Genomic DNA, 25190 nt, shown 5'->3' with positions numbered 1-25190 from the left:
GGAGACCTCTCATGACCCGGCGCATCCCACGCAATGCCGTCATCTCGCTCGTCGCCTCATCGCTCGTTCTCGGGGCCACGGTCGTCCTCACGCCTGCCGCCACCGCGACACCCGCTCTGGGGAAGTACACAGTCACGACCGAAGACAGCGGGACGCGGGCGACGATCAGTGGTTACGCCTGGGAACCATTCCAGGCACTACCTCAGGCCGTTCCACGGCCGCGGACGGACGACGGTCCGCTCAAGGTCACCGAGGCAGAAAACGGCAACATCATCATGCGCATACCGCTCGACGTCGGCGGTCGGCTCGTAGTCGAACTCACCCCGGACGAGGCCGTTGCCCTTGGCGACGCACTCAAGAAGGTCGTCAATGACTATGAACCCATTCAGCCGTTGAGTGTCAGGGCACATGTCAAGCCGCGGACGGGCGACGGTCCGCTCGAGGTCACCGAGGAAGAACAGGGCATCGTCATGCGCATACCGCTGGAGGGCGGCGGTCGGCTCGTGGTCGAACTGACCCCGGACGAGGCCGGCACCCTCGGCGACGCACTCAAGAAAGTCGTCGACTGATGTCGTTGCTCGGCCAGGCCTGCCGCCCGACGACCCAGGACCTCCACCTCACCGTCCAAGTTGCAGGAGCCTGCGGGGGACGATCTGTCGCTGATGACCAGCACAACCGGCTCATATGGCGTGCTAAGGCCGCCGACGACCGGCGCACGGAGCGCCACCGCCGGCCGGGCGAACCAGACCTGCGCCACGCCCCATGCAGTGCACTGCAACGCCCAAGCACAAAGCAACCGCGCGTCGACTGCCTACCAGGCCGAACGTCGAGGGCGGGGCAGACCGACGAAGCCCCTGAGCGTATATCCCACCGTCAGGGCCGTTACTGACCAGTGAGACCGAAGCGTTCAGGACATTGGACGCCGCACGGTTATCCCTGCTCGGATACTTTCCGGGCCCCTGGTGTCAGTGTCCGCGGCCGGAAGGCTGTGGTCCCGGGCTGATGGAATGACTCACTGGCACCGACGCCAAGTTCGGAGGGTCGCGCAGTAGCGGCTTACCGACAGCCAGCTGCGACAGTGGCCCGCACCCTTTCAAATGAGACATCGAAACGATTCGCGATCTCCCAGAGTGTCCCCCGGCCGGGCGGGGCGATCAGCCGGTCCCGCGGCGGGCCGACCACGAAGATCCACCCTGCTTGCGGCGGCCGCGGTCGGCTCCCAGCCTTCACCCTCACTGTCGGCAGCGTCGACGACTGCACCCAGTTCGACGAGGCGATGACCCGAGGTGGCCGCCCCCGAGTCGCCGACTCGCGCGCACTCGCCAACCGAAGCGCTCAGCCACAGAGGGGGCTGTGCACCCGGCCGGGTCCGGGGGTCAGTAGTCGAGGTCGAGGTAGTCGATGTCGTTGAGGGTGACGTCGGAGAGTCCTGTGGCCCGGGCTCCGCCGTCCTGGAAGTAGATCTCTTTGAATCCTTCGGCGATGATCTGGCGCATCTGCTGGTCGCTGGCGCCTGTGTTGCGGGCGTCGAAGAGGCGCTGTGCGTACGTCGGGGGGAGGTGGACGGTGAGCCGGCGGAAGCGTCCGTCGTCGGTGGTGCCGACGGGTGCGGTGTAGCCGAACCGGGCCCGGGTCTCCACCGTGATCCCGCCCGTGGCGGCGGCTTGTTGCTGACGGCGTCTGCGGACCTGGGGCTGCCACCGCTGCCGAACGGCAGCGTCGATCCGTTCGGCGATGGCCTTCGGCGGGTGCTTGCGTTCGCCCTTGCGGTAGCGCTCCACCGACCGCTGGCTGACGCCGATCTCCTCGGCGACAGCCCGGGTCGTCTTGAGCTGCTTGATCAGGTAGCCGATCTGGCCCTTCAGCGTCTTGGGCGGCTGGCGGGTGAAGCTCTCCCGGTCGGCCCGCTCGATGGCGTCCTCGATCTCTGCCACGGCTCAGCCCTTCTCGACGGTGGGGTCCTGGCCGTCCGTGTCGGCCAGCAGGAACCAGATCTTGTGCGTCGGGCCGGTGTCGGGCACTGGCCTACTCGCCTTCGTCCAGGACGGCGTCGCCGCCCTTGATGTGGCGGGCGGGGTTGTGGCCCTGTTCCATCAGGTCGACCGCCCACAGCATCGTCTGGACGCCCTCCAGCTTGGCCAGGCCCGGCGTGGGCCCGAGGCGGAACCCTCCGGGCTGCGGCTTGCCGGAGGCGGCATACGGCAGGAAGTCCAGCGGCGAGGCACCCGGGCTGGGGTAGACGACGCAGTCGGACAGCACGGCCAGCGGGTACAGGCCCGTCAACTTCACCATGTTGGCGAGCTTGCGGTGCATGTTGACCCGCGCCTTGGAGATGACGGCGGCACGGATGTCGGGACGCCAGGTGGGGCGCTGGAGGGCCGGCCACCGCTCGCCCTCCTTGTAGCGCTTGCCCTGCGGGCGCTCGCGCAGCTTGCCGATACCGCCCTTGACGGTCGCCTTGATGGCGGCGAGGACGGCCGCCATCGCGGGGTCGACGTCCTTGTGCCGCTCCATCGAGGCGAGGAACTCCGCGTCCGTGAGGTCCCGGGTGACGCCGAGGTCGGCGAGAGTGTCGACGTAGGCGTTCTTCAGCCGGTCGTGCCACGGGTCCAGATACGCCCCGGTCTCCCGGCGCAGATACCCTTCCAGCGGAGCGACGTTGTAGCCGAGCTCCTGGGCGTAGGCGACGGTGTGCGTCTGATACCAGGCAGGTCCCGTCGGCCGCAGGCCGTCCGGCGTGAACGGCGACGGCAGACGCGGGTCCACCTCGACGTGCGACAGGTCCACCAGCCAGGACCCGGGAATCTTCGGATTGAACTTCGGGCCGTGGAAGTGGTCGGGGCCGGACAGACCGACGACCAGTCGGGCCGCGGCGGCGAGGAACGCGGTGTTCAGGTCCAGGCCGACCGCGTACGGCAGCGTGCACTCCTCATCCGTCAGCAGGCTGACGTCACGCACCCACTGGTACGCCTCCTCGTTCAGGAACCCGCCGCTCCAGCCGGAGTCCACGACAACGGGGTGTTCGGGGGTGGCCTCCGGCGGCGCCGGGTCCATCGGCTCCGTCCCCAGTGAGCCGGGGTTGTGGCCGGGCACCCAGTTGCCCGTCTGCGGGTCCTGCATCGCGCGGGTGGGCGGCCGCAGCGCCGTCATCAGTTCCAGCCCGGACACGGCCGTCGACCCTCGCGGGGTGATGACCCGCTGGGCGTATACCCCCAGGACGCGGGCGATGTCGGCCGGCTCCATCTCCGCCGTCCCGGGCCACGCCCGCTCGTCGAGGGCGTCCCAGGACAGGACCGCCAGCTGCACACACTGCCGTTCGCGCCCCTGGACCTTGCGGTAGATCCTTGCCCACGGCCCGAACCCGCGCTGCGTGAGCCGCCACTTCGCCTTCACCACCTGCTTGACCACCGGATGATCCTCCGGCAGGCGCAGAGAACGGCGCTGCTCGTGGCCTTCCAGGCGTTCAGGGAGTCCGAGTTTCACGGCGGCCGCGGCGGTGAGGACGATCAGCGGATCGGAGTCCTTGCCGTTGCGGTGCAGACGTGGCGCGCCGAGGCCGGACTCGTGCAGCGTCCACTCCACCAGCTCCACCACGCTTGTCGCGGGGCAGTCCAGCACGATCCCGTCGACGCCGTACGCGCTGCCGTCACCGTCCAGGACCGCGAGGGGGCCGTGCGGGAAGCGCGGGTCGGCTGCGGGCTGCGCCGCCTTCTTCGCGGCCGGACGCCGCGATGCCACGGCCTGCCGGGCGGCGGTGGGGCGCGACGGCGCCGCGGTTGGAACGGCGGCAGCCTGCGGGGCGTTTGCGGGGTCCACCCCGGACGGGGCCGGTTCAGCCGGCGCCGTCGCGGCAACCGAGACCGCCGGGGCTGCCGGGGCCGAACCGGGGGCGGGGTACTTCGCCGCCCACCCGTTGAGCAGCCGCTGGTAGGCATCCAGGCGCGGCGACTTCGGCTCGCTGCGGCCGTTCTCCCAGTTCTTCACCGACTGGGTCGTCGTCTTCAGCGCGGTGGCCAGGCGGGCCTGGGTGATGCCGGCGGCCTCACGCAGCCGGGCACGCTCCGCAGGAGGCGGCAGGTGCGGCTCCTCGTTCAGCAGAGCGTCGACGGACGCGAACAGCTCTTCCTCAGATGCCATGGCTGCACCTTAACTCAGGAACGAATCCAATGTAACCACAAACTTACCCCATTTCTTAACCCTCCCGTGCGAGCAGCTGCTTGCGATTTCTACGGAGGCCCCCATGAGCCGAACCCCATGGCACCGGACCGGGGCCGAGTCCATCACCCGCGCACGCACCGGCCTGTCGGAGGATCTGCGCAGCCGCCAGCGCCGCTACATCGGGGCCATGCTGGTGCACAGCGCCTGTGTGCCCTGATGGCCGTCACCCTGGAACAGCTGGCCCGCCTTCGCCCGTTTCCCTCCCGGCGTACCGGCCGCCGCCTCCTCCCGCACACATACGGCCTGCCCCGCAGACGCCCCGGCCGTACAGGCTCCGGCCCGCGGACGGGTGTCCGCTCTCCACCTGCCCCGCCGGCCCGCTCCGTACCTTCGCGATCCGCCGGGCGGCCCCTGCAGCTCACGGCCGGCAACCAGGAACCAATCCAGCCGTAGCGACGTGCAGGTACGGGGGAGCGCCTGGAATGCCGTCCCGGACCGGGACATGACTGCACAGGCCGACGGATGGATGCGAGTGCGCACCGCATGGATGCAAGACACGACGAAGTAGGGGAGTTCGCGCTCCTGCTGATGCGCTTGAAGAAGCGCACGGACCGCAGCTACGCGGCGCTGGCCCGCCGTCTGGACATGACGTCCTCCACGCTGCACCGCTACTGCACGGGCGAGGCGGTCCCCCTGGACTTCGCCGGGATCGAGCGGTTCGCCACCCTGTGCGGAGCCTGCCCCGCGGAACAAGCGGAGTTGTACCGCCGGTGGGTCCTGGCCGTCGCGGCCCGGCAACGGCCACGCCCGTGCGACGCCCGGCGGGCACCGGCGCCCGACGGCACCACGAGCACGGCGGCCGCGGCCGCGTCCCCGAGCCCCAGCAGTGCGGCGGACGAGGAACCCGAGCCGGTGCCGCCGTCCGTCCCGGACTCCGAGCCGGTGCCGCCGTCCGCCCCACGCCCGGGGCCCATCTCCCCGGTCACTTCACGCCCGGAGTCGGCCTCGGCGGGCGAGCCGGGTCCCCGCCCCGGGCGCCCCCGACGGCGGCCCGGGCGGGCGATGGCACTGGCGGCCTCGCTCGCCGTCGTGCTCGCCGCTCTCACCGCATCGGCTGCCGGCCTCCGTTCCGACGGCCCGGTGTCGGCTTCCGCCCCGAGCACACCGAAGCCGTCGGCGTCGGCCACACACAGCGGCAGCGGCCCGCACAGGAGCGGGGCGAGCGCCGGTGCCGTCCCGCCGCCGTCCTCCGCCCCCGTCACCGCACCGCAATCCTCCGCGTCGGCCACGCACAGCGGCAGCGGCCCGCAGGAGAACCGGACGAACACCGGTGTGGCCGCCCTGCCGGCCCCGCTCACCTGGACCGCCAACTCCCAGGTGTGGGGAGAACTCGAATGCGACCATGACTACGTCATCGACAAGCCGCCGCAGCAGGTCCCACCGCCGCCGAACCCGGCGGACGCCGCGCCCTGGGCCGCGTCCCAGGGCGCGGTGCACGGGCGGGACACCAATGTGCGGATCACGGTGCAGGGACGTGGCTCCGCGGCCGTCGTCCTGGAGGCCCTGCATGTGCGCGTGGTCGGCCGCGCCGTCCCCGCCACCCGCCGGGGCATCGCCTACTCCACGGCCGATGGCTGCGGCGCCACCCTCCAGCCCCGCTACTTCTCCATCGACCTCGACGCGCACCGGCCTCGGCCCCGTGCCGTGCCGGCCGGCCGGCCGGACTCACCGAGCTTCGCGGTCGACTTCCCCTACCAGGTGTCCCTGCAGGAGCCGGAGGTCCTGCTGGTCTCGGCGGGCACCGAGGCCTGCACCTGCGACTGGTACCTCGAACTCGAATGGTCCTCGCAGGGCCGCGGTGTCCCTGCAGGAGCCGGAGGTCCTGCTGGTCTCGGCGGGCACCGAGGCCTGCACCTGCGACTGGTACCTCGAACTCGAATGGTCCTCGCAGGGCCGCAGCGGCACGGTGCGCATCGACGACCACGGCCGCCCGTTCCGTACCACCAGCATCAAGGGGCTGCCCCACTACTGGTACCGCGGCCCCGCCGGCTGGGTCCCCATGACCACCGCCGCCGACGGCGAGGCGGAAACAGGCGGCTGACGGGCGACTTCGGCCGCATCCGATGGCCGGCCGGCACGGCGCGGGTCGTCCCCGCGTCCCGGAACGGCATCCCGGGCCTCCCGGCAAACAGGCGGCTGACGGGCGACTTCGGCCGCATCCGATGGCCGGCCGGCACGGCGCGGGTCGTCCCCGCGTCCCGGAACGGCATCCCGGGCCTCCCTGTTCGCGCAGGTCAACGCAGGTGGGACGGTCCCGCTGTCCCGGGTACGGGGGCAGCTGTTGCCGGGGGTCCGCGGCGTCCAGGAATCTGTGGATGTCGCACCGGCCGAGGCGGCACGACCGCCCGGCCGGCAGCACGACGACCACCGCCCTGCGCTTGTGCACCGGGACACCCCTGTGCCCGGGCGGCGTGCGGCGCCTCGCACCACCCGCCGCCCCACGACGCAGGAACACCCGCGCTCTGAACCTGAGAAGGAAACCACCACATGAACAGGAACACTCCCGCACGCCGTCGTCCGGCCCGCCGCGTGGCCGTCGCCGCCGGCCTCGCCCTGGCCCTCGGGCTCGGTGCGGCGGCGCAGGCCTCCGCCGCTCCGCAAACCGCCGGCGCCCCGGTCAGCGCTTCTGCCCCCTCCACCGCGCTGTCCGACTCGGGCGCGCCGCTGTCCGGCCGCCAGATGGTCCGGGTGCTGAAGTCCCTGCTGCCCAAGGGCGCGAAGATCTCCGACGAGCAGAGCCAGGAAGGCTACGCCGCCCTGGTCTGGGACGACGGCCGCGGAAAGAGCATGATCGGGGTGAACGCCCAGCACGACATGGGCGACGTCATGGACGGGCTCATGGGCTGCGAGGGCGAGTACATCGCGTGCCAGGCCCTGACCCTGGCCGACGGCACCCAGGTGAAGCGGGCCAAGCGGGCATCGGAGAAGGGCGGCTCCGCCGTGGTGTGGCTGGTCGACACCCTCCACCCCGACGGCCGCCGGGTCATCGTCCAGGAAGTGAACTCCTACGCCGAGGGCGGCCCGGTGACGCGGCCGAAGCCCCCGCTCACGCTCGACCGCCTGCAGACCATCGCGCTCGACTCCCGCTGGGCGGGCTGACCGGATCGCCGCTCGGACGCGGCGTGCTCACACGCCATCGCAGAAGGGCGCTCGACCGCTGCTTCGCCACAGGTGCCTGTGGCGAGAGCGACGGCATCACCAAGTGCGGGAAGCGATGCCTGAACTGACGTGTCCCGGCGGCGGGGCACCGAAGCGGTGCTCCGCCGGGTGAGCGCATCCTGCAGGGCCGCCGTCCGTCCCACGTGGGACGGACGGCGGCCCTGCAGGCATGTGTCGCAGCGGACATCGCCCCGATCCCGTCGGCTTCCCGGTTCCCGTCAGCCACAACCCAGCCCCAGCTCCGACACCGCCTACAAACTGCGCTCCGCCGCCGTCCCCTACGGCGGCTGCACCGCACCCAGCAACGTCAAAGCCGCAGGCAGCTCCTGCCCCCGAACAGCACATCAACGAACTGCGCGCCGACCGCGAAAGAACCTCAGTCGAACAGGCCGAGATCCGCCAACTGCCGGCGCTGCGCATCCGGCAACGACGCCCGCCGACTGCGCATAGTCCTGCGCCAGACCCCCAGGCGCAGCCCGAATTCACGACATCCCGGCCGCTCTGATCTGACAGCCGACGACATCAAGTGCTGGGCGGACAAGGCGTATCAAGGTGCGAGCCCCGCCATCCGCGTCCCATTCCGAGGCAGGAGCCTGCGCGGGGTTGGCGCTGCCGAAGGAGCCACCGTCCGACGTCCTGTCCTCCCACGGTGACGCCCGGCAGGAGCTCCGTTCCCTCCTCGTCGCGCAGCAGCTCGCGCACGGCCGCGTAGTGGCGTTGCCAGCCGGCCGGCCAGGCCGGGTTCCAGTCCGAGTCGATCGCCTCGAGTGCGGCCGCCCACTTCGGGTGCCCGTCCGGCGCACCGGGCCGTCGAAGATTCGCCAGCCACATCCCCAACGGCCGGTCCAGCACGGTGGCCGTGCGCGGAGCACGGTTCCGTCGAGCGCGTACACCGACCCACCCGCACGCCTCGGCGGAACCGCTCGCCCCCTGTGCTCGTCTTGTGCGCTGACTGTGTACGAAACGGGCAAGTGGGGGACGTCGTGACGCGGAATGTGACGAAGGCCGGTCTCATCGCGGTGGCCATGGTGACGGTGTTCGGGGCCTCGGCCTGCGGCGGGGAAGCCGGCGCGGCGGCCTCCGGGGGCGGGGCGCCGTCAGGCTCGGCGGCGGTGCCCGACGCCGACCTGGAGAAGCTGGCCGCGGCGGCGCGAGTCACCCGGAACGTGCCGTGGAACCTGGACATCCTGGACCAGCGGTCGCGTCCACTGAACGGGAAGCTCACCACCACCGCCACGGGCAAGGGCGTGCACGTCTATGTGATCGACACCGGGATGGACATCGCCCACAAGGAGTTCGGCGGACGCGCCCACCTCGGCGCCGACTTCGTGGGCCCGAAGGACTCCGGTGACTGCTTCAGCGAGGAGGGGACCGGCCACGGCACGTTCGTCGCCGGCGTCATCGGCGGGGCGAAGTACGGGGTGGCGCCCAAGGCGGAGCTCGTACGGGTCCAGGGCGTCCTGTGCGAGAGCGGGGGCGGCGGTTCGTCGGCGGCGGCCGAGGCGGCGCTGGTGAAGTCGGTCAAGTGGGTCACCGCGCACGCGCAGAAGCCGGCGGTGGTGAACATGTCGCTCAACCTCGACCACCGGTCGGCGGCGCTGGAGTCCGCCGTGAAGAAGATGGTCGATGCGGGGATCCCGACGGTGGTGTCGGCCGGCAATTTCCATGACGACGCCTGCAAGCACTCCCCGGCCGGCGTCCCCGGCACGATCGTCGTGGCGGCCTCCACCTCGAACGATCGGGCGTGGAGCGACGGCGGCTCCTACGGCTCGGGTTACGGACGGTGCGTGGACCTGTACGCCCCCGGCCAGAAGGTGACCTCGGCCCTCGCCGGCGGCGGTACGGTCACGGAGACCGGCGGCGCGACGTCCTGGGCCGCACCGCACGCGACCGGCGTGATCGCGCTGTACCTGTCGGCACACCCGCACGCCACGGCCGACCAAGTCCACGTCTGGCTCGACCACACGGCCACCCGCGGTGTCATACGCGGTGTCCGTTCCGACACCCCCAACCGGCTGCTCAACACCGGCGGCCTCTGACCTGGTGGGTCAGGGCACCACTTTCGGTTCCCTGCTCTCGGGCTTCGAGTCACCCGACCGCACCCGCGGCCCCCTGTGCACGGCACGTCCGCCGTGCTTCTCCCGGCGCCCGGCGGCCACCCGCTTCATGGATGTCGGCCCTGCGTTCCCATCGGATGCGCAGACGGCGGAAGCCGTGCAGCCACGCAAAACTCCTCTCCACGACCCAGCGGTAGGTGCCCAGTCCCGTGCCGTGCAGGGTGCCGCGTCTGGCGATCGCGGGCAGGATGCCCCGGGCGCGGACCTGGTCACGGTAGATGTCATGGTCGTAGCCCCGGTCAGCGAACAGCGAGTCCGGCTTGCGTCGGGGACGGCCGATGCGGCCGCGGACCGGTGGGATCGCGTCGAGCAGGGGCAGCAGTTGCGTGACGTCGTTGCGGTTGCCGCCGGTCAGCAGGACCGCGAGCGGGGTGCCGTGGCCGTCGGTGATCAGATGGTGCTTCGAGCCGGCCCGGCCCCGGTCGACCGGCGAGGGGCCCGTGTGGATCCCCCTTTTAGCGCCCTGACGTGGGAGGAATCGACCACGCACCTTGGCCAGTCCAGCCGGGAGGCCGCATTCGACTCGGCCAGCAGGACTTCGTGCAGCCGCTGCCACACGCCGGCCTCGTTCCAGTCCCGCAGCCGTCGCCAGCACGTCATGCCCGACCCGAAGCCGAGTTTCTGCGGCAGGTATCCCACTGGATCTCCGTATGCAGCACGTACAAGATCCCGCACAGCACATCCCGGTCCGGCAACGGCCTGCGGCCGGGATACCGGAACCTGCGCTCACGCTGCGGCAGCAGCGGTTCCACGCGGTCCCACAACTCATCCGACACGATCCACGGCGACGTCCCCACACCAGACCGAACGCTCAACTCCCGCACCCGTCACGGCAGCCAGGAACGACCCACCGCTTTGCGTTAGCCGTTGTTATAGCCCTCTCATCTTCAGCAAGAACACCAACGCACCCACACCACCGCTACCAGCATCAATACGACCAGGCAGCCTAACCAAGATCGAGAAAGCCACTCAGCGCAAAACGCAGCCCCCGAGCACATCGGCCTGGCCCGCAAGCACGTGGACGACCTGCCGGCGCTGCACGACGACTTGGTGGACGGCTGCCGCGACATTCCCTTCGTGGCCGCGGCAGCCGGGGACGGGCGGACGTGGTGCGAGCAGCAGGCGGAACTGCTGCTCGCCCGCGGTCCCGGCCGGCCACCTGCGGCAGGCAGGACCGGTGAAGGCGGACGAGCTGGCCGGGTTCGCCAGGACCGTGACGACCGGCCGGTGCGCTGCCGTCGTGCCTCCCCAGCCTGCCGGTGACTGAGCTACGGCCGCAGGATGAGCTTCCCGGCGGCGTGACCACTCGCGCTCAGCTCCTGCGCCTTCGCGGCGTCCTCCAGCGGAAGGCTCTGCGCGAGGCGCACCGTGAGCTTGCCGTCGGCTGCGAGGCGGGCGTACTCGCCGAGGCGGGAACCGAACGGGGCGCCGGGGCCGGAGTAGGGGATACCCAACTCGGCGGCCTTCGGATCGGCGATGGTGATGATCCGGTCGGTGCCGCCGCGCAGGTCGATCGACACCTCCAGGTCGCCCGCCCCCGCGGTGTCGTACACGGCGTCGATGCCCTGCGGTGCGGCCTCGCGGACCCGGTCGGCGAGGCCGGCGCCGTAGGCGACCGGGATCGCGCCCAACGAGCGCAGGTAGTCGTGGTTGCCGGGGGAGGCAGTGCCGATGACCGTGGCGCCGCGGGCGACCGCGAACTGAACACCGACGGCGCCGGACACACCCGCGGCTCCGTGCAGCAGGAGCGTGTCGCCTCCCCCGACGCCGAGGGCGTCGAGCACGCGGACCGACGTCTCGACGGCGACGGGCAGTGCCGCGGCGAGGTCCCAGTCGAGGTCCGCGGGCTTCGGGCCGAAGTCGACGGCCAGCGCGTGCTCGGCGTACGCGCCGGTGACGGTCCAGCCCAGGACCTCGTCACCCACCGCGACGCCGGTCACGCCTTCGCCGACCTCGTCGACGACGCCGGCCGCCTCCAGGCCGGGGATCGCCGGGAACGGCGGCGTCATCTGCGGCCTCCTCCCGTTTTGGATCTTGAGGTCGAGCGGGTTGACCGCTGCCGCCATGACCTTCAGCCGCACCTGTCCGGGTCCGGCGTGCGGCTCGTCGACCTCTGCGAGGCGGAGGACTTCCGGGCCGCCCAACTCGGTGTAGGTGATCGCCTTCATGTCCTGCTCCAAATCGGTTCCGGCGGGGCCGTTCATCGCGGCTGGAGGCTCAGGAACCAGCCATGTTTGTGGGCGCGGTCCAGCCGGTGGATCGGATCCACTCGACCAGGTCCAGGGTGGCCGGCTCGATCGAGCGCACCACCGCGAGGTCCGACGGGTATTCCGCCGCCTCCGCGAACTGGCGGAACATCGCCTTGTCGAGGTCGCTGGGAAGCACGCTCAACGGCAGGGCCTCGTACCGTGCCGGGAGTCCGGCGTGGGCGCCGAACGCCGCGGCGATCTGGGGGCCTGTCAGCTCGTCGCCGACGAGCTCGACGGCTCCGCCGGGCGCCTTCGCGGTGTCGAGCAGGAGCGCGGCGGCGACCCGGCCGATGTCCCTGATCGAGATCATCTTCAGGGCGGCGTCCTCCGGCATCGGCAGCCTCAGCACGATCTCTCCGTGCTCCAGGCTCGGTGCCATCACCTCCATGAAGGGGGCCGGGCGAACCATCGCGGCCCGCAGGCCGGACTTCCTCAGGTGCTCCTCGATCCAGTGCTTGGAGTCGTGGTGCGGCACACCCCTCTCCCGGTCCGCTCCGATGACCGAGTTGAACACGACGTGCGGGACGCGTGCCGCGACCGCCGCGTCGACGAGCGCGGTACCGACGCGGATCTCCGCCTCGACCTCTTCGAGGCTGTTCGCCTCCGGGGTCATGAAGTAGAACGCCTCGACCGCCGTCAGCGCGGTGGCCAGCGACGCCGGGTCGTCGGTCCGGATGGCCGCCAGCTCGACGCCGCGGGCGGCCAGCGCCTGAGCCTGGTCGGACTGCGGGTTGCGGACCAAAGCCCGCACCCGCGCCCTGCGGTCCAGTAGCGCGTCGACCACCGCCCCGCCCTGTTGCCCCGTCGCGCCGAAGACTGCGATCGTGCCGGTCGTCTGTGTGGCGGTGGGGGAGGACGACGCGGGCGCGGCGTCCTCGAGCTTGATCTGTTGTGACATGTCTCCACGATGTGGTCTGCGGCGCCAGGCGGACCACCGGTATCCCGCCAGGTTCTTCCGATAACCCGCCAGTGGCGGGTAGCCTCGATCGCGTGTCCGACCCCAGCGGCGAGCCGACCTTCTGCACCGACGATGCGCCGTTGTCGGCGCCGCTGGCCCATGGCGCCGACGTGGCTGCGCACTTCCACGACTACGGCCAGCTCCGCTACGCCGCGCGTGGGGCCCTGGTCACAGTGACCCAGGTGGGCACCTGGGTGGCGCCGGCCAGTCGGATCATGTGGGTGCCGCCTTTCGCGGTGCACGGCAGCAAGGCGTACGGCGAGACGGACATCCGGGTGCTGTCGCTGCCCGTGACGCTGACCGGACAGCTGCCGGCCGAGCCGTCGGTCTTCGTGGCGAGCGCGTTGCTGCGCGAGGCCTATCTGGCACTGATGAGCGAGGGCGTGCCGCTGGAGAGCCCCCGTGCGCGGCTGCTGATCGACGTCGTACTCGCCGAGCTCGCCCGCGCCGCACAGGAGCCGATGCGCCTCCCGGAGCCGAGCGACCGGCGTCTCAAGGCGGTCACCGACCTGCTCCACGTGGACCCAGCAAGCTCGGCGACCCTGGCCGAGCTAGGCCATCGCACCGGCGCCAGCGAACGCACCCTGAGCCGGCTGTTCGGCAGCGAGCTGTCGATGAGCTTCCGCCAGTGGCGCACCCTGCTGCGCATTCAACGGGCGCTGATCGAGCTCAGCGACGGTGCCTCGGTCACCGACACGGCGATCCGGCTGGGCTGGTCGAACCCCAGCAGCTTCATCGACGCCTTCACCGAGCTGGTCGGTCAGACACCCGGAGGCTATCGCTCGTCGGCTCGGTCCTCCCGCAGCTCCCATGGGTGAGAGGTTGCCCAGGTGCGGGACCTGGTCTCGCAGTACATGGGTGCGCTCAGTCGGCGCGGCGTTGGCCTGGGGGTGGGCGTCACCATGCTCAGCCCGAACATGCCGAGTCGTGGAGAGGAGTTTCGCGTGGCTGCACGGCTTCCGCCGTCTGCGCATCCGATGGGAACGCAGGGCCGACATCCATGAAGCGTTCCTTAAACTCGCCTGCTGTCTCATCACTCACCGACAACTCGGCTCATTGTGTTAGCCGTTGTTAACCAGAAACTTATCCCATTCATTAACCTTTGCGTGTCCATTCCAATCCCAGCGCGGCGAGCGCGGCTAGTTTGTCGGCGGTGAGCTTGGCCCGCCTGCTCTTGCTGTTGCTAAGGAACACCCCGAGTTTGACCTCGGTGCCGTCTTCCAGCGGTTCGACGTGCCCCCGTGGGACCTTCACAGAGCCCTCGCGGGCCTTGTACAGCGCCAGGGCCGCAACGCCCCGCTCGAAGGCGCTCAGAGGCGCCGTGGACGGCTTCACGGGGGCTTCCGGCTCTGGAGCCACCAGAACCCCCGGGACGGCGCCGACGGCCTCCAGGCGTTCGCGCTGCCCGTCGTGAAGGGCCTGCCAGACCTCCGGTTTCCGCTGTCGGGCCAGCCACTTCCCGACGTCCATTCCCTGCACGGTGACGCCGGGGAGGACGTCGGTCTGGCCCTCTTCGTCGCGCACGAGCTCGCGCAGCGCGGCGTAGTGCCGCTGCCAGTCCGCCGGCCATGCCGGGTTCCAGTCCTCGTCCACGGCTTCCAACGCCGTCTTCCACTCGGGGTGTCCGTCGAGGGCACCCGGCCGCCGTAGATTCGAAAGCCATTGCCCCACCGGCCGGTCCAGCATCGTCGCGGGCCGGGGCGCGCACAGCGTCCAGTGCTGCTCGTAGTACGCCTTGGCGGCTTCGAGGTTCTCCTGGAACCGCTCATCCGCGAGGCTCCACACCATGCCGAGCTTCTCCAGCCGCTGGGCGCGCAGGCCGGTCATCTGCCCCGCCCCGAAGGCCCTTCGCTGTTCCGCCACCCACTGCCCAAGCGGATACGGGCCGGGCGGCTCCTTGTGGCCGTAGGGCACCCGGGCGTGCCCCTCGCGTTCGGTGAACCGCTTGAGCGCCGCCCAGCCACGCGCCCAATCCTGCTTCTCCGTGTCGATCACGTTGAACGACACCCACTCCGCGACCATCACCGGATCCCTGGGGGCGGCAAAACGGAGCAGCAACCGTGATTCATCCTCACCGTCCTCAGGCGCTGCACCGATGTACACGGAGGGCTGTGCGACGTCCTTCTGCGGCTCTTGTGGAATCGCCAGCAATTCGACGGCCTCTTCATCATGAGCCCGCAGGCCCTCCAGGATTTTCACCAGGGGCCGGTAAGAGCTGGATGTGAACATGTCTTCCGGCTTTTCTCCGGGCTGGAGAAAGACGGGCACGATCAGGGAGGCGAGTTTGCCTTGTCCGGGCTTCTGTCGGAGCGCCCGGCCGATGGCCTGGACGATGTCGTGCGGCGCGCCCTTGGGGTCCAGCAGGGCTACGGAGTCCACGGCTCTGATGTCGACGCCCTCGCCCAGGACACGACAGTTCGAGAGCACGGCCCGCTGCGCCGTCGACCCGAACCCGGCCAGGACTTCCCGCCGGCGTTCGGGGGCGTGTTCGCCGCACAGCCAGTCCGCCCAGATCCGAGCGGGGTACGTCTCGGGCTGGTCGGCGTGCAACTTCGCCGCGACGCGCTCCAGGCCCTCCGCATACGCCTGCGCCTCTATCGTCCGGTGGTGAAAGGTGATGCACGTCGACAGATCGTGCTGCGCCATCGTGTGCAGCAACGCCGCCTGCAAGGCCCCGAGCCGCTGCCCCCGCACCTCTTCCGTGTGCCGCTCCTCGCCCATCAGCCGCTCGGGCGTGACGACCGGGTCCTGGAGCTCGAGGACGATGATCTGATACCGCGCCAGCAACCCGCGCGACACCGCCGACGCGAGCGACAGCTTGTAGAGCACAGGACCGAAGATCTTCTCGTCGTCCATGGAAGCCGCCATCTCCCTGGGCAGCGGATCCCGCATCCCCTCGGCAACCTCCCGGTTAAGCCGCTCTTCCCAGATCCGCGGCGTGGCCGTCAGGTACAACCGCCGGTACGCCGGGACAACGGTCTGGTCATGGATGTCTGCCCACGCCTTACCCATGGACCCGGACGTACGGTGCGCCTCATCGACCACCGCGAGGTCCATCGGCGCCAACTGCTGCCCGTACACACCCTCGAACGCCTCCGCCAGCACCCCCAACGACGCATACGTGGCGTAAATGGTGACCGGCCCCTGGCCGTGCCACAGCGCCAACTGCACGGGGTTCGTGGTGGAGCGCACCCGCAGGTTCCACAGCTCCGGATCGTCCTGAAGCGAGCACACCGCAACCGCGGGCCCCGTGTGCCCGACCTCGTGCCACGCTTTCACGGTCTGAGACAGAAGGTCCAGCGTCGGCACCAGAACGAGCTTGCGCCCCTTCGGCACAAGCTGCTTCGCCGACGCCGCAGCAATGAAGGTTTTCCCCGTCCCGCACGCGGCGTGCACCTGCCCGCGCAGACCATCGAAGGGAATCCTGCCCGCCGGGACATCGAAGCCTCGCACGATGGCATCGACGGCTTCGATCTGATGGGCACGCAGTTTCACGATTGCCCTTTCCCTGTATGCGGTGTCAGGAACCACGCTCCGACCACAGACGAGATCAGCTGCGCAGCATTCCTCGGATCAAGGCGAGCATTTCACTGGTCGAGGTGATTCCGTCGCCAGGGTGGCCAGGAACACGAGCGCCCAAGCGTCAAAAGACTCACTTGTAGCCGTGGTCACCAACAATGGTGGTGGCGCGCTGTGGATTCCGGGTGCTGTCGAGAGGCAGGATCGCCTGGGCGACGACCCTCTGCTCAGCAGCGGGCATGGGCGGTCCGCGAACGTGAACCTGAAGGGCGAAATGGAGCTCTCGAAGCCCTTGCCGACGACGCAGCAGCTCGTATGGGCTGCTGCGTCGTCGGCTACGAGAGGCATCCGACTCGGCGCAACGACGCGGTCCGGGGGGCCTGCACTGAGAGGGCGCTGGATTGCGGTTGCCCGCGAGGCAGCGGTGGCGCCTGTCAGCCGTGGTAGTTGATGTATCCGTTGCCGTCGGCGTCGTTGGTGCGCTTGGTGTAGGAGTGGACGTCCGCCTTGGCGCCGGTGGGCTTGAGCAGGTAGATGGTGTCCTTGTCGTTGTTCCAGATGAAGTTGCAGTTCTGGCGGTAGGCGACGTTGCCGGCGTCGGAGTTGGTGCCCTTGCCGCCGCGCAGCTTCACGTAGTCGCCGGGCTCGAGCTTGTGGCTGGCGGTGAAGGTGAACTTGTTGCCCGTGGCGTCCTTGACGACGTAGCCCTTGAGGTCGACGGTCGCGGTGCGGGAGTAGTTCTTGATCGTCAGGTACTCGTCCTTGGTGTTGCCGCCGGAGCACCGGTTGGAGTCGCTGCCGGGGGCGTCGTACTGGACGCCCTTGAGCTTCAGCGCGGATGTGTACTCGGTGGCCTGGGCCGGTCCGGCGGCGATCACGGCGATCGTGCCCGCGGCGGCAACTGCGGCCAGGGTGTGGCGGATACGCATGAGGAAATCCCCCCTCAGTGGTGCGAATGGAGCGTCAGGAGCATACCGAATGTGATCTACAGATGTATCTACTGTGTGCATAACGTGAAGACTGTGGGCGGGGGCGGGTTTGTGCGGGGCAACGTCCAACGGAACGGGACACGGGGGAGTGAGCTGCCGCAGCCCGGGAGCGGCTACCTGCCCGGTGACTGTGCTCGGCTGCGATTGTGAACACGACGGGAATTCGCGAGACCTCTGGGCAAAGGGACCCCGGCCCGTGGGCTTCACATCCGTGGCGGGGGCCGGGCCGGAGTTCAGCGGGCGAGGGTGACGGTGATGGGCTGGTCGGGGCATGCAGCGAGGCGCTGGGCGAGGGCGGCCTGTTCGGCGGGGTCGATGGTGAGACCGTAGCGGGTCTTGTCGGCGATCCAGTCGGTGACGTACTGGCACCAGTAGCCGGCGTACGGGGGCAGCCAGGTGGAGGGGTCCTGGTCGGACTTGGACCGGTTGGAGGTTGCGGAGACCGCGATCAGGGCCCGGGCGTCGTCGAGATCGTTGGCGTAGTACTCGCGTTCCTTCGCCGTCCATGCCGAGGCGCCGGAGTCCCAGGCTTCGGCGAGCGGGACGAGGTGGTCGACGTCGAGTTTGCGGGCGGCGTCAAAGTACTGGTCGTCATACGGCGAGTACCAGGATCCGCCGGTGAGCGTGCAGTTCGGGCCGACCTCGGGATCGGTGACCGCTTCGGCGAGGAGAACTTCGGCCCGTGTGTTGCAGGAGTCGCGGTCTGCGTCGGTCCAGTGCCGGAACTTCGTCCGCTCGTAGCCGGTGCGGCTCTCGCCCTGGACGGTGAGCGCGGCCAGGGCGTCGCGGACCGGCAAGGTGATGGTGTCCCCGGGAGCGTGCCGGAGTGCCACCTGAGCGGGGGGGACGGCGTGAGCGGCGGTGGTGGGAGTGAGCAGGGCGGCGAGCGCGAACAGCGCGGCGGCTGTCGCGCTGGCGGTGAGGGTGAGGCGCACGAGAACGGATCCTCTCGAAGATCACGAACGGTTTGTGATCTTCGTAGTGGTCGCGTCTGCGTTGTGACGGCTGTTCGGCTTGGGGTTCACCCGCGTGGTGGGCAAGTCACACGATCGTATGAGGGTGGCAGCGAACGTCTCGTGTTCTTCAGGTGGTACGGCACTCTCGTGTCGGACGTACGGCTGCCGTGGGCTGCCGGTGATGACGGGTGTGGGGTGGCGGGGTGCAGGGAGACCGGACGCTCGAGGTTCTCAGAGTGGTGTGGAGGTACGAGGAGGAGGCCGAGCACGGCTGGGTGCTGGATGTGGTGGCGCCGACGTTGCAGCGGCGTGTGCGTAGCCTGGCGGGGGAGGCGCTGGTGGAGACAGCTGGCCGGGAGACGCGTGCGGAGCTGTCGGCGTGGGAGGGCCGACCGGTGCGCTGGGCGGCCCGTCTGTCGGCCGCCGGGCACGACCTGCTCGCCTACGCCGGTGTCCGGCCCGTTCCAGCGTCTTGCGGGATGGGGGTGGGGCAGCGGTTGGTGCAGCTGGCGCCGTCGCAGATGGCGGCGCTGCGGGTGTTCATCGGCCTGGCCGACCAGTTGAAATCACCGCCGGCGCCCGGACTTGCCGAGCAAGTCCGTACAGCCGTGTACGACCGTGGCGCCAGGCGCTGGCGCCTGCACCTCACGCAGGAACAGACCGCGTCGGTGGCGTACGGGTTCTGGCTGCACCGGCTGACCGGATCCGCCGCAGAGGCCAACCGCTTCAACCGCGACTACGGCATCCTGCACCGACCCAACGCGGAGGACCGCGCGCCGGCTGCGATGTTGTAGTGGACGGATACGCCCCGGCGGCATCAGCTGCCGCATCGCCCCCCCCGAAGAGCTCTCTGCCCAGGCTCTTCTCGACGTGGCCCTTCAGCCATCGGCCGTGAGGGAGCGAGCACCTCATGCTGCCTGTGAAGGCGACGACGGCTGCGCTATCGGATGGCCTCGTGCTGAGGGCGACACGCTCTTAACGGCGCGTCTGTCACCTCAATGGGCTCTTGTCCGCACCCTGTGTCCCTCCGAATCTCAGTGCAATGGCTGCTGCAAAAAGGAGAGGCCCACGTGCCGACGGAACCTGATGTCCTGGCGCCGCCGCACCGGGTTGCCGCACGGCTCTCGCGCTGGGAGGAGGCTCTCGATGCGCTGGTGCCGCCCAAACCGGGGACGAGTCTGCGAATCGCGACCTGGAACCTGCGGGGGTTTTCCGGCCTGACCAAGGCCTGGACGACTCCTGAAGGCGCCTCCCCGAAGCGGAACTTCACCGACGTGCACCTGATCGCCGCCGTAGTACGCCGGTTCGACGTGGTCGCGGTCCAGGAAGTACGCGGGAATCTGCGAGCACTGCGGTACCTGATGAAGGTGCTGGGGGAGGACTGGGCGTTCATCCTCACCGACGTGACCGAAGGCAAGGACGGGAACGACGAACGGCTGGCGTTCCTGTTCGACACCCGACAGGTCAAACCGTCTGGGCTGGCCTGCGAACTGGTGGTCCCCATCGAGAAAGACGCGGGTGTATCGGCGGGAGAGCTGGACCGGCAGTTCGCCCGCACTCCCTACGCGGTCAGTTTTCTCTCCCGGGGCCAGACGGTCACTCTGGTGACGCTCCACATCCTGTACGGCAAGGAGGCCGCCGAACGGGTCCCGGAACTGCAGGCGATCGCCAACTGGCTAGCAGGCTGGGCGGAGCGCGAATTCGGCTGGGACCACAACCTCATCGCACTCGGCGACTTCAACATCGACCGCGCCGACGACCCGCTGTTCAAAGCCTTCACCTCCACCGGCCTCGTGCCCGCCCCGCAACTGGCGGGACTTTCACGGACCGTCTTCGACGACCCCGGAGCGGAACACTTCTACGACCAGATCGCCTGGTTCACCACGGAACAGAAACGCCGACCCGTCCTGACACTGGAAGCAGGGGCCGGCGGCCACGTGAACTTCGTTCCCGAACTGCAGGGCGATCACAGCCTGACCGACCTGTCCTGGCACATCTCCGACCACTACCCGATGTGGGTCGAATTCGCGATCCCCGCACCATGACCCCAACAGCGGCGGTGCCCGTCCGGGCCGTTTGCGGTGCGGGACGACGAGCCCGGTGCTGATGTAGACGCCGTCGCCGAGCACGGGCCCCTACGGTTGTGATCATCGAGATACCCCCGCGAGCCTCTGGCCAGTTCATCGAAGCATGGCAAGGTATGCCAGGTCCGGTAATCCCGCCCTCGTCCGGCCCTGACGGTCACCGACAGATGGAACTTCAGCAGCAGGCTCAGCCGGGCAGGGTACGGGCCTGCCGCGACCAGTGCCTGGACAAGCCGCCGACACGAGCAGCGAGTCCCGGCCCGTAAGGCCGGGACCCTCTACTGCGCCAATTCGTGCAGCAGACTGCTCAGTGCCCGTGCCAAGAACGCAGAGGCCGGCGCCGGGGGTGCCGAAGCGGAGTCATGCACCGGCCGCTGCGGACTGCTCCTCAGCCTGCTCCGGCACTGCGGTAGCCGTGTAGAAGACTGACGAGCCCTGCTTGCTGCGCTGCGCCTGGCTTTTGGCCACCAGCCCCTCGAGCGTGGTGCGTACCACGGTCGTCTTGACGCTGCGGTCGGGATGGGCCTTGCCGAGGGTTGCGGCGATCTCCGCCGCCGAGCGCGGCTCGCTCTGCTCGGTGAGATGGCCACGGATCAGGTCGACCAGTGTCGGCTGCGCGGTTGTCGCCGATTCAGCCTTGTCGGACTTGGTGGAGGCCTTCTTGGCGGCCGGCTTGCCGGCAGCACTCCGACGCGGCGCGGGAGCGGTCTTCTTCGGCCGTGCATGCTTGCCCGCGCGGGGCTCAGCCTGCTTCTTTGCCGCTCGAGGGGCGGGTACAGCGGCGCTGTCCGGCAGGACCGAAGACTCTGCCGCAGGCGGTGCTGCGGCGATCGCCTGCTGGATGCCGACCAGCACGGCGTGGTCACGCTGATGCGCTGCCAACTGCTCCTGCAGAGCGGTGATTTCCGCGCCGATCCGCTCCTGCTCCTTGGCGTTGCGTTCGAGGTCGGCACTTACTTGAGCGGTGTACTGCGATGTCAGTTCGGTAGTGTTCTCGGACATGAGGTGCACAGCCTTTCCTCGACCTTGGGCCGGAGTTGAAGGGCCTGCCACATATGTGTGTCTGCCCGTGGCTGATGCCTGCGGGCGGCAGCGACGGTCCAGTGCGCAGTGCCCTGTCATAGGGATAGTACGGATATCCGGAGCTGCTTGTTCCATTCGGGCATGTCGGTGAACTGTCTTCAGTGATCCGGCTGCCTGTTCCATCGAAGGGCAGGCCGGGGGAGGGCGTGCTGTGGGGGCAGTGCCAGACCACCTCATCGGTCTCCTGGGTGCGGTGCCAGCCGGCCGGCGTGCCTTGCGCCACCAGCCGGTCCAGGAGCTCTCCTGTCTGGTGAGAGGAATGGCCGCACAGGCGGGCTAGGACGGCCATGCCGGTGTCGGGACTGCCGCGGCTCGACAGGTGTGCCGCCAGCACCAGGGCAGTCAGGCGCAGCACGGGGTGGCGCGGCGGCAGTCGCCGGGGTGCTCCCGCCCTGCAACGACTGCCGCTTCGACGCCTCCGTCCTCACTGTCTTGGCGCATACTCAGCAGCCTGAGCACCCCGGACAGGCAACGTCCGTCCCACCGGGCCGACGCCATCACCAACTACGTCGCCAACGCCGTCACTCGCGGCTACGCCCGCCATCCCGGTGCCCGGCCCCCCGTTCGCCGAACGTGTCACCTACATCTCACCGCATTGTCAATGGTTGCCCGTAGCGGCAAGGGCATGCTCGAAGCAGGCGAGAACTCCTTCTGCCCGGGCGCGGGCTCCGAGGCGGAGCAGCATGCTGTGGGCGTTCAGGCGTATTACGCGCGCAACGCCGAGCAGCTCGGGGAGCGATACGGGCGTGTCTATTTCGATGAGATACACGGGGGAGTGGCGGACTTGTTGCCGCCGCCTCCGGCGCGGGCGCTGGACGTCGGCGCCGGTACCGGACGCGACGCCCACGCGCTCGCACGGCGCGGCTACGACGTGGTGGCAGTCGAGCCCGTGCGCGAACTGCGAGACGTCGCACAGGAACCGAATCCTCACGAGCGGGTCCGATGGGTGCAGGGCGCCCTACCAGACCTGGGGCGGCTGGAAGGAGCCTTCGACCTGGTGCTGCTGTCGGCGGTGTGGGATGCACCTGCCGCCGGCCGAACGCAGGCCGACGATGCGGAGGCTGGCCGAGCTGCTGGCTCCGGGCGGTCTGCTGGCGATCTCGCTGCGGCGCGGGGAACCGCCGGAGGACCGGGTGATGTTCGACGTGCCCGCACAGGAAGCCGCGGGCGACGGAGAGCGTGCGGGGCTGGAGCTGATCCGGGTCGTGGAGGAAAGCACCGACCGGCTCCGGCGCTCCGAGGTGTGGTGGCAGAGCGTCGCACTGCGCAAGGAACAGCAGTGAACGGGCGCGCGTTCTACGCCTAGGACGCCTCGGCGCGCGCCTCGTGGCGGCTGGCGGTGCTGTTGGGCGCCAACTCCCGCACCTACAAGTTCGCCCTGGGCCAGGCCCTGCTGGAGTTCGCAGGGGCCGGGCGCCGATCCGGTCCCGCTCGCCGAGTTCGCCGTCCCCTACAGCCTGAGCATGTCCAGCTCCCGCCGCAGCCGGCCAGCGCTGCTCCTGCGCTGCAAATACGTCCGCGGCTGGACATCCGGGCGCGGCCCGAGTGGCGACGGTCCTCGCGCTGCCAAGACCAACACCGTGGAAACGCCGTCTGAAGTTCGTGGACAGCGGGCCTCGCCAGGACAATCCTGACGAGGCCCGCCACGAATACTCGGAATGACGCCTGCTCAGAGCAGGTCGCGCTCCATGAAGTCGTCCGCCTCTTCCCAGTCGATGAAGCGGCACGACCCGGTCGTCAAATCGACTGCGACTGGTAGGTTCCCGCCGAGTTGCATGTCCTCGTGTCCGTGGTCGAGGTAGTCAACGTGGTCGTAGGGAGCGATGAAGCGTCCCCCATCAGTGAAGCAGTACTCGGGAATGATCCGGACGAGGGAGGACGGGCCCCAGGACTTGCTTTCGGTAGCGAGGAACTCCGCAGCCCTGCGCTCGGCCTCTTCCCTGTCGAGCATGTCAGTTGGTCCTTATAAGGTAGTAGTGGCGGTATCTCGTTGCTGCCGGATTCGCCTTGCCCGACTGGAAATCAAGGAAGACTACCTTTCCATCGATGTTAGCTACGTTGAAGTAGTGACCGACGCCCTTCGATGGCCACGCTCCCACGATCCCGCGTGCTCCAGGGCCCCACTGCAGTGGGTTGTTGACGATGACGTTCAGCCCACCGACCTTGCGCCACGGGAGCCCTGTGATCGCCGAGACCTCGGCCCTGGTCAACGGGCGGTCGGCTCCGGAAACCGAGTTCGGGTTACGGCCCGCCATGAGGTCGTCTCCTGCGGTGGCGCACAGCCCGCAGTTCCTCCTGCCGCCCTCAGGGTTAATGCGCTGTTTCGAGGATGGTGTCTCGGGTGTGTAGTACGGGAGTCCGAACCTCGTTGCACTGGGTTCTCCGTAGTAGCGTCCGCTGCCTGGCTCAACTGCTGCGCCGCCACCCTGTGAGGCCGCCCACCCCCACGAGGGCGATCTGCTTTGTCAGTTCGTCGGCTGCCTCGCCATACAGGTCGGCGAGGGCGTCGCAGCCTTGTTGGCGGAGCATTCGCGTACCTGCGGGCTCTACCCGTGCAGCGACGGGCGGCACCTGAGCTAGGAAGTGCCCATAGCAGCTTTAGGTATATCGCTCGGGTGGTTTCTTCGTCGTCGTCAGCCACGAGGACCTACTGCTTGTCGATCAGGTGTGTTCTTGGGTGTCGTCGGGGTTGAGGGTTTGCCAGCGTCGTTCGAAGACGCGGAGGTGGGGGGTGAAGTGATGGAAGCGGAGGGGCCTGTTGTATTGGGCGGTGATGCCTTGGTGGGTGAGTTCTTGGGTGATGCGGTGCAGGTCTGGAGTGCGGGTGGTGGCGCGGTGTGGGGCCCATGCGGTGTAGAGGCGGAATTGGAGGAGGTAGCGGGAGAGAGATTTCGGTTTGATGGGTTGCTGGCTGCGGTCAAGGATGCCGTGTTCGGCGAGGTGGGTAGAGAGTTCGGCTGCATCCGGGTACCGGTGGTGTCGGTGGTGAAAGTCGGCCCAGACCTGGTAGTAGCGGTCGACGGTGGTAGGCCGTGGCCGTGGCCGTGGCCTGGGAGCGGGAGCGGTGCGAGGGGGCTGGGCGGGTCGTTTGTCTGGCAGTCGCGCGCCGTCTGGGGTGGCAGCTATGGCGTAGTGGTCTAGGGATCGCAGAGTGGACTGGGCGCTTGCAGGCTCGGTTCCGGGAGGAGTGCTCCAGTCCGGGGAAATGGGGGTGACGCGCCGGTTGGGCTCTCCGTTGTCCTTGCGTGAGCTCTGTGGCGGGCGGGGCTCAGCGTGTGGCGCCGGTACTGCCGGGTGAGGCGCGGCTGTGCTGGCCTGAGCGGGCTTGTGGTGCCCGGTGGCGCGCATTCGTGGCGGAAGCTGCGGGGCGTGTTCAGCGGCCCGAGTGTCCGGGTTGGTTCGGGCAGTTGCCGCCTGTTCCTGCTGAAGCACTGGTGTTGCGCCGGCGGTCGGCCCACCTCCTGTGCGGGCCGGGCCGCCCGATTCCGGTTCCAGTTGGTGGGCTGCTGCCAGAGGCGGCTGCGTGGGTTGTATGCCCGCCGCCGCCAGGCCCGCGGGGGCGGTCTCCGCCAGCGGGACGCCGTAACGGGCCAGCCGCAGCGGCATCAGTGACTCCACCGGGGCCTTGCGGCGCCAGGCACGGCCGAAGCGGGAACGCAGCCTCGCCTGGTAGACGAGACGTTCCTGCTCCAGCTTGATCACCTGTTCGTAGGAGCGCAGCTCCCACAGCTTCATCCGGCGCCAGAGCAGGAAGGTGGGCAGCGGGGAGAGCAGCCAGCGCGTGAGGCGCACGCCCTCCATGTGGAAGGTGGGCAGCGGGGAGAGCAGCCAGCGCGTGAGGCGCACGCCCTCCATGTG

21 protein-coding genes and 7 pseudogenes are annotated in these 25190 nt (G+C 69.4%); 15 read left to right on the top strand and 13 right to left on the bottom strand.

Translation table 11 applies throughout. The features are described 5' to 3' along the window. Nucleotides 1–215 precede the first annotated feature (215 nt). The 3 genes and pseudogenes from ASD48_RS45310 to ASD48_RS45300 form a co-directional block, all read left to right on the top strand. Nucleotides 216–368 (top strand): annotated as a pseudogene (locus ASD48_RS45310) (DUF3117 domain-containing protein); the annotation flags it as partial. Nucleotides 369–392: 24 nt separating this feature from the next. Further along, the gene (locus ASD48_RS45305; RefSeq protein WP_242432641.1) at nucleotides 393–569 is read left to right on the top strand and encodes a DUF3117 domain-containing protein; all 177 of its coding nucleotides are present in this window, start codon (nucleotides 393–395) and stop codon (nucleotides 567–569) included. Between the two features lie 581 nt (nucleotides 570–1150). Then, nucleotides 1151–1261: pseudogene (locus ASD48_RS45300) on the top strand (IS5/IS1182 family transposase); the annotation flags it as partial. Between the two features lie 115 nt (nucleotides 1262–1376). Here ASD48_RS45300 and ASD48_RS17800 read toward each other — a convergent pair. Both ASD48_RS17800 and ASD48_RS17795 read right to left on the bottom strand, forming a co-directional pair. Next, nucleotides 1377–1934 carry a hypothetical protein gene (locus ASD48_RS17800; RefSeq protein ID WP_057602640.1) on the bottom strand — a complete coding sequence of 186 codons (558 nt, stop codon included), beginning with the start codon at nucleotides 1932–1934 and terminating at the stop codon, nucleotides 1377–1379. Nucleotides 1935–2025: 91 nt separating this feature from the next. Further along, entirely contained in the window at nucleotides 2026–4137 is a 2112-nt protein-coding gene (locus tag ASD48_RS17795; RefSeq protein ID WP_057602639.1) for a helix-turn-helix domain-containing protein, read from the bottom strand. 103 nt (nucleotides 4138–4240) lie between these two features. On the opposite strand from ASD48_RS17795, the gene ASD48_RS42040 reads away from it, so the two are divergent. Both ASD48_RS42040 and ASD48_RS46165 read left to right on the top strand, forming a co-directional pair. After that, nucleotides 4241–4375: a DUF3099 domain-containing protein gene (locus ASD48_RS42040; RefSeq protein ID WP_079073828.1), complete on the top strand. Its 135-nt coding sequence runs from the start codon at nucleotides 4241–4243 to the stop codon at nucleotides 4373–4375. Nucleotides 4376–4680: 305 nt separating this feature from the next. Continuing rightward, nucleotides 4681–4860: pseudogene (locus ASD48_RS46165) on the top strand (helix-turn-helix transcriptional regulator); the annotation flags it as partial. Here the strand turns inward: ASD48_RS46165 and ASD48_RS45290 are convergent. Further along, nucleotides 4827–5528: a hypothetical protein gene (locus tag ASD48_RS45290; protein WP_242432643.1), complete on the bottom strand. Its 702-nt coding sequence runs from the start codon at nucleotides 5526–5528 to the stop codon at nucleotides 4827–4829. The pseudogene ASD48_RS46165 and the gene ASD48_RS45290 overlap by 34 nt on opposite strands. Before the next feature lie 488 nt (nucleotides 5529–6016). On the opposite strand from ASD48_RS45290, the gene ASD48_RS45285 reads away from it, so the two are divergent. The 4 genes and pseudogenes from ASD48_RS45285 to ASD48_RS17775 all read left to right on the top strand — a co-directional run bounded on the left by ASD48_RS45285 (nucleotide 6017) and on the right by ASD48_RS17775 (nucleotide 9416). Next, nucleotides 6017–6259, top strand: coding sequence for a hypothetical protein (locus ASD48_RS45285; RefSeq protein ID WP_057602637.1), 243 nt, complete (start codon nucleotides 6017–6019; stop codon nucleotides 6257–6259). Nucleotides 6260–6705: 446 nt separating this feature from the next. After that, nucleotides 6706–7317, top strand: coding sequence for a hypothetical protein (locus tag ASD48_RS17780; RefSeq protein ID WP_157880646.1), 612 nt, complete (start codon nucleotides 6706–6708; stop codon nucleotides 7315–7317). Between the two features lie 531 nt (nucleotides 7318–7848). After that, nucleotides 7849–7967, top strand: a pseudogene (locus ASD48_RS45280) (IS5/IS1182 family transposase); the annotation flags it as partial. 381 nt (nucleotides 7968–8348) lie between these two features. After that, a complete protein-coding gene (locus ASD48_RS17775; RefSeq protein ID WP_057602635.1) occupies nucleotides 8349–9416 on the top strand; it encodes a S8 family peptidase in 1068 nt (355 codons plus the stop codon). A gap of 49 nt (nucleotides 9417–9465) precedes the next feature. Here the strand turns inward: ASD48_RS17775 and ASD48_RS42030 are convergent. From ASD48_RS42030 to ASD48_RS17755, 3 genes and pseudogenes are all read right to left on the bottom strand, one after another. Continuing rightward, nucleotides 9466–10291 (bottom strand): annotated as a pseudogene (locus tag ASD48_RS42030) (IS5 family transposase). Nucleotides 10292–10762: 471 nt separating this feature from the next. Next, nucleotides 10763–11662: an NADP-dependent oxidoreductase gene (locus ASD48_RS17760; protein ID WP_057602693.1), complete on the bottom strand. Its 900-nt coding sequence runs from the start codon at nucleotides 11660–11662 to the stop codon at nucleotides 10763–10765. 49 nt (nucleotides 11663–11711) lie between these two features. Beyond that, nucleotides 11712–12641 (bottom strand): NmrA/HSCARG family protein, encoded by a 930-nt coding sequence (locus ASD48_RS17755; RefSeq protein WP_057602634.1) that lies wholly within the window; start codon nucleotides 12639–12641, stop codon nucleotides 11712–11714. Between the two features lie 92 nt (nucleotides 12642–12733). Between ASD48_RS17755 and ASD48_RS17750 the strand changes: the two genes are divergently transcribed. Together ASD48_RS17750 and ASD48_RS42025 are read left to right on the top strand one after the other, a co-directional pair. Beyond that, nucleotides 12734–13519 (top strand): AraC family transcriptional regulator, encoded by a 786-nt coding sequence (locus ASD48_RS17750; protein WP_057602633.1) that lies wholly within the window; start codon nucleotides 12734–12736, stop codon nucleotides 13517–13519. Between the two features lie 106 nt (nucleotides 13520–13625). Beyond that, nucleotides 13626–13766: pseudogene (locus tag ASD48_RS42025) on the top strand (transposase); the annotation flags it as partial. 30 nt (nucleotides 13767–13796) lie between these two features. Here the strand turns inward: ASD48_RS42025 and ASD48_RS17745 are convergent. The 3 genes from ASD48_RS17745 to ASD48_RS17735 all read right to left on the bottom strand — a co-directional run bounded on the left by ASD48_RS17745 (nucleotide 13797) and on the right by ASD48_RS17735 (nucleotide 18144). Beyond that, nucleotides 13797–16196: a DEAD/DEAH box helicase gene (locus ASD48_RS17745; RefSeq protein WP_079073825.1), complete on the bottom strand. Its 2400-nt coding sequence runs from the start codon at nucleotides 16194–16196 to the stop codon at nucleotides 13797–13799. A gap of 458 nt (nucleotides 16197–16654) precedes the next feature. Then, entirely contained in the window at nucleotides 16655–17149 is a 495-nt protein-coding gene (locus ASD48_RS17740; protein ID WP_057602632.1) for a lamin tail domain-containing protein, read from the bottom strand. Nucleotides 17150–17442: 293 nt separating this feature from the next. Next, nucleotides 17443–18144, bottom strand: a complete 702-nt coding sequence (locus ASD48_RS17735; RefSeq protein WP_057602631.1) for an HNH endonuclease family protein — start codon at nucleotides 18142–18144, stop codon at nucleotides 17443–17445. Nucleotides 18145–18401: 257 nt separating this feature from the next. On the opposite strand from ASD48_RS17735, the gene ASD48_RS45270 reads away from it, so the two are divergent. Further along, complete coding sequence (locus ASD48_RS45270; protein ID WP_242432637.1) at nucleotides 18402–18959, top strand: DUF6417 family protein; 558 nt, start codon at nucleotides 18402–18404, stop codon at nucleotides 18957–18959. A 243-nt stretch (nucleotides 18960–19202) separates the two neighbouring features. Then, complete coding sequence (locus tag ASD48_RS17725) at nucleotides 19203–20210, top strand: endonuclease/exonuclease/phosphatase family protein (RefSeq protein WP_242432636.1); 1008 nt, start codon at nucleotides 19203–19205, stop codon at nucleotides 20208–20210. Nucleotides 20211–20609: 399 nt separating this feature from the next. Here the strand turns inward: ASD48_RS17725 and ASD48_RS17720 are convergent, their stop codons facing one another. Continuing rightward, on the bottom strand, nucleotides 20610–21251 hold the full coding sequence (locus ASD48_RS17720; RefSeq protein WP_057602690.1) for a BlaI/MecI/CopY family transcriptional regulator: 642 nt from the start codon (nucleotides 21249–21251) through the stop codon (nucleotides 20610–20612). Between the two features lie 682 nt (nucleotides 21252–21933). On the opposite strand from ASD48_RS17720, the pseudogene ASD48_RS45265 reads away from it, so the two are divergent. Beyond that, nucleotides 21934–22290 (top strand): annotated as a pseudogene (locus tag ASD48_RS45265) (methyltransferase domain-containing protein); the annotation flags it as partial. Between the two features lie 61 nt (nucleotides 22291–22351). Continuing rightward, on the top strand, nucleotides 22352–22615 hold the full coding sequence (locus ASD48_RS45260) for a hypothetical protein (RefSeq protein WP_242432642.1): 264 nt from the start codon (nucleotides 22352–22354) through the stop codon (nucleotides 22613–22615). A 386-nt stretch (nucleotides 22616–23001) separates the two neighbouring features. Here ASD48_RS45260 and ASD48_RS17710 read toward each other — a convergent pair whose 3' ends face one another. The 3 genes from ASD48_RS17710 to ASD48_RS45255 all read right to left on the bottom strand — a co-directional run bounded on the left by ASD48_RS17710 (nucleotide 23002) and on the right by ASD48_RS45255 (nucleotide 25187). Next, nucleotides 23002–23283, bottom strand: coding sequence for a hypothetical protein (locus tag ASD48_RS17710; RefSeq protein ID WP_057602629.1), 282 nt, complete (start codon nucleotides 23281–23283; stop codon nucleotides 23002–23004). Nucleotide 23284: 1 nt separating this feature from the next. Beyond that, on the bottom strand, nucleotides 23285–23587 hold the full coding sequence (locus ASD48_RS42015; protein WP_079073824.1) for a toxin glutamine deamidase domain-containing protein: 303 nt from the start codon (nucleotides 23585–23587) through the stop codon (nucleotides 23285–23287). Nucleotides 23588–23993: 406 nt separating this feature from the next. After that, a complete protein-coding gene (locus tag ASD48_RS45255; protein ID WP_242432640.1) occupies nucleotides 23994–25187 on the bottom strand; it encodes a DUF2637 domain-containing protein in 1194 nt (397 codons plus the stop codon). Nucleotides 25188–25190: the final 3 nt, after the last annotated feature.

Source organism: Streptomyces sp. Root1310 (genome assembly GCF_001426425.1).
In the GTDB taxonomy this organism is placed as follows: Bacteria; Actinomycetota; Actinomycetes; order Streptomycetales; family Streptomycetaceae; genus Streptomyces.
Note: the sequence above shows the minus strand (reverse complement) of the source record. Positions and strands in the feature narration are given on the sequence as shown.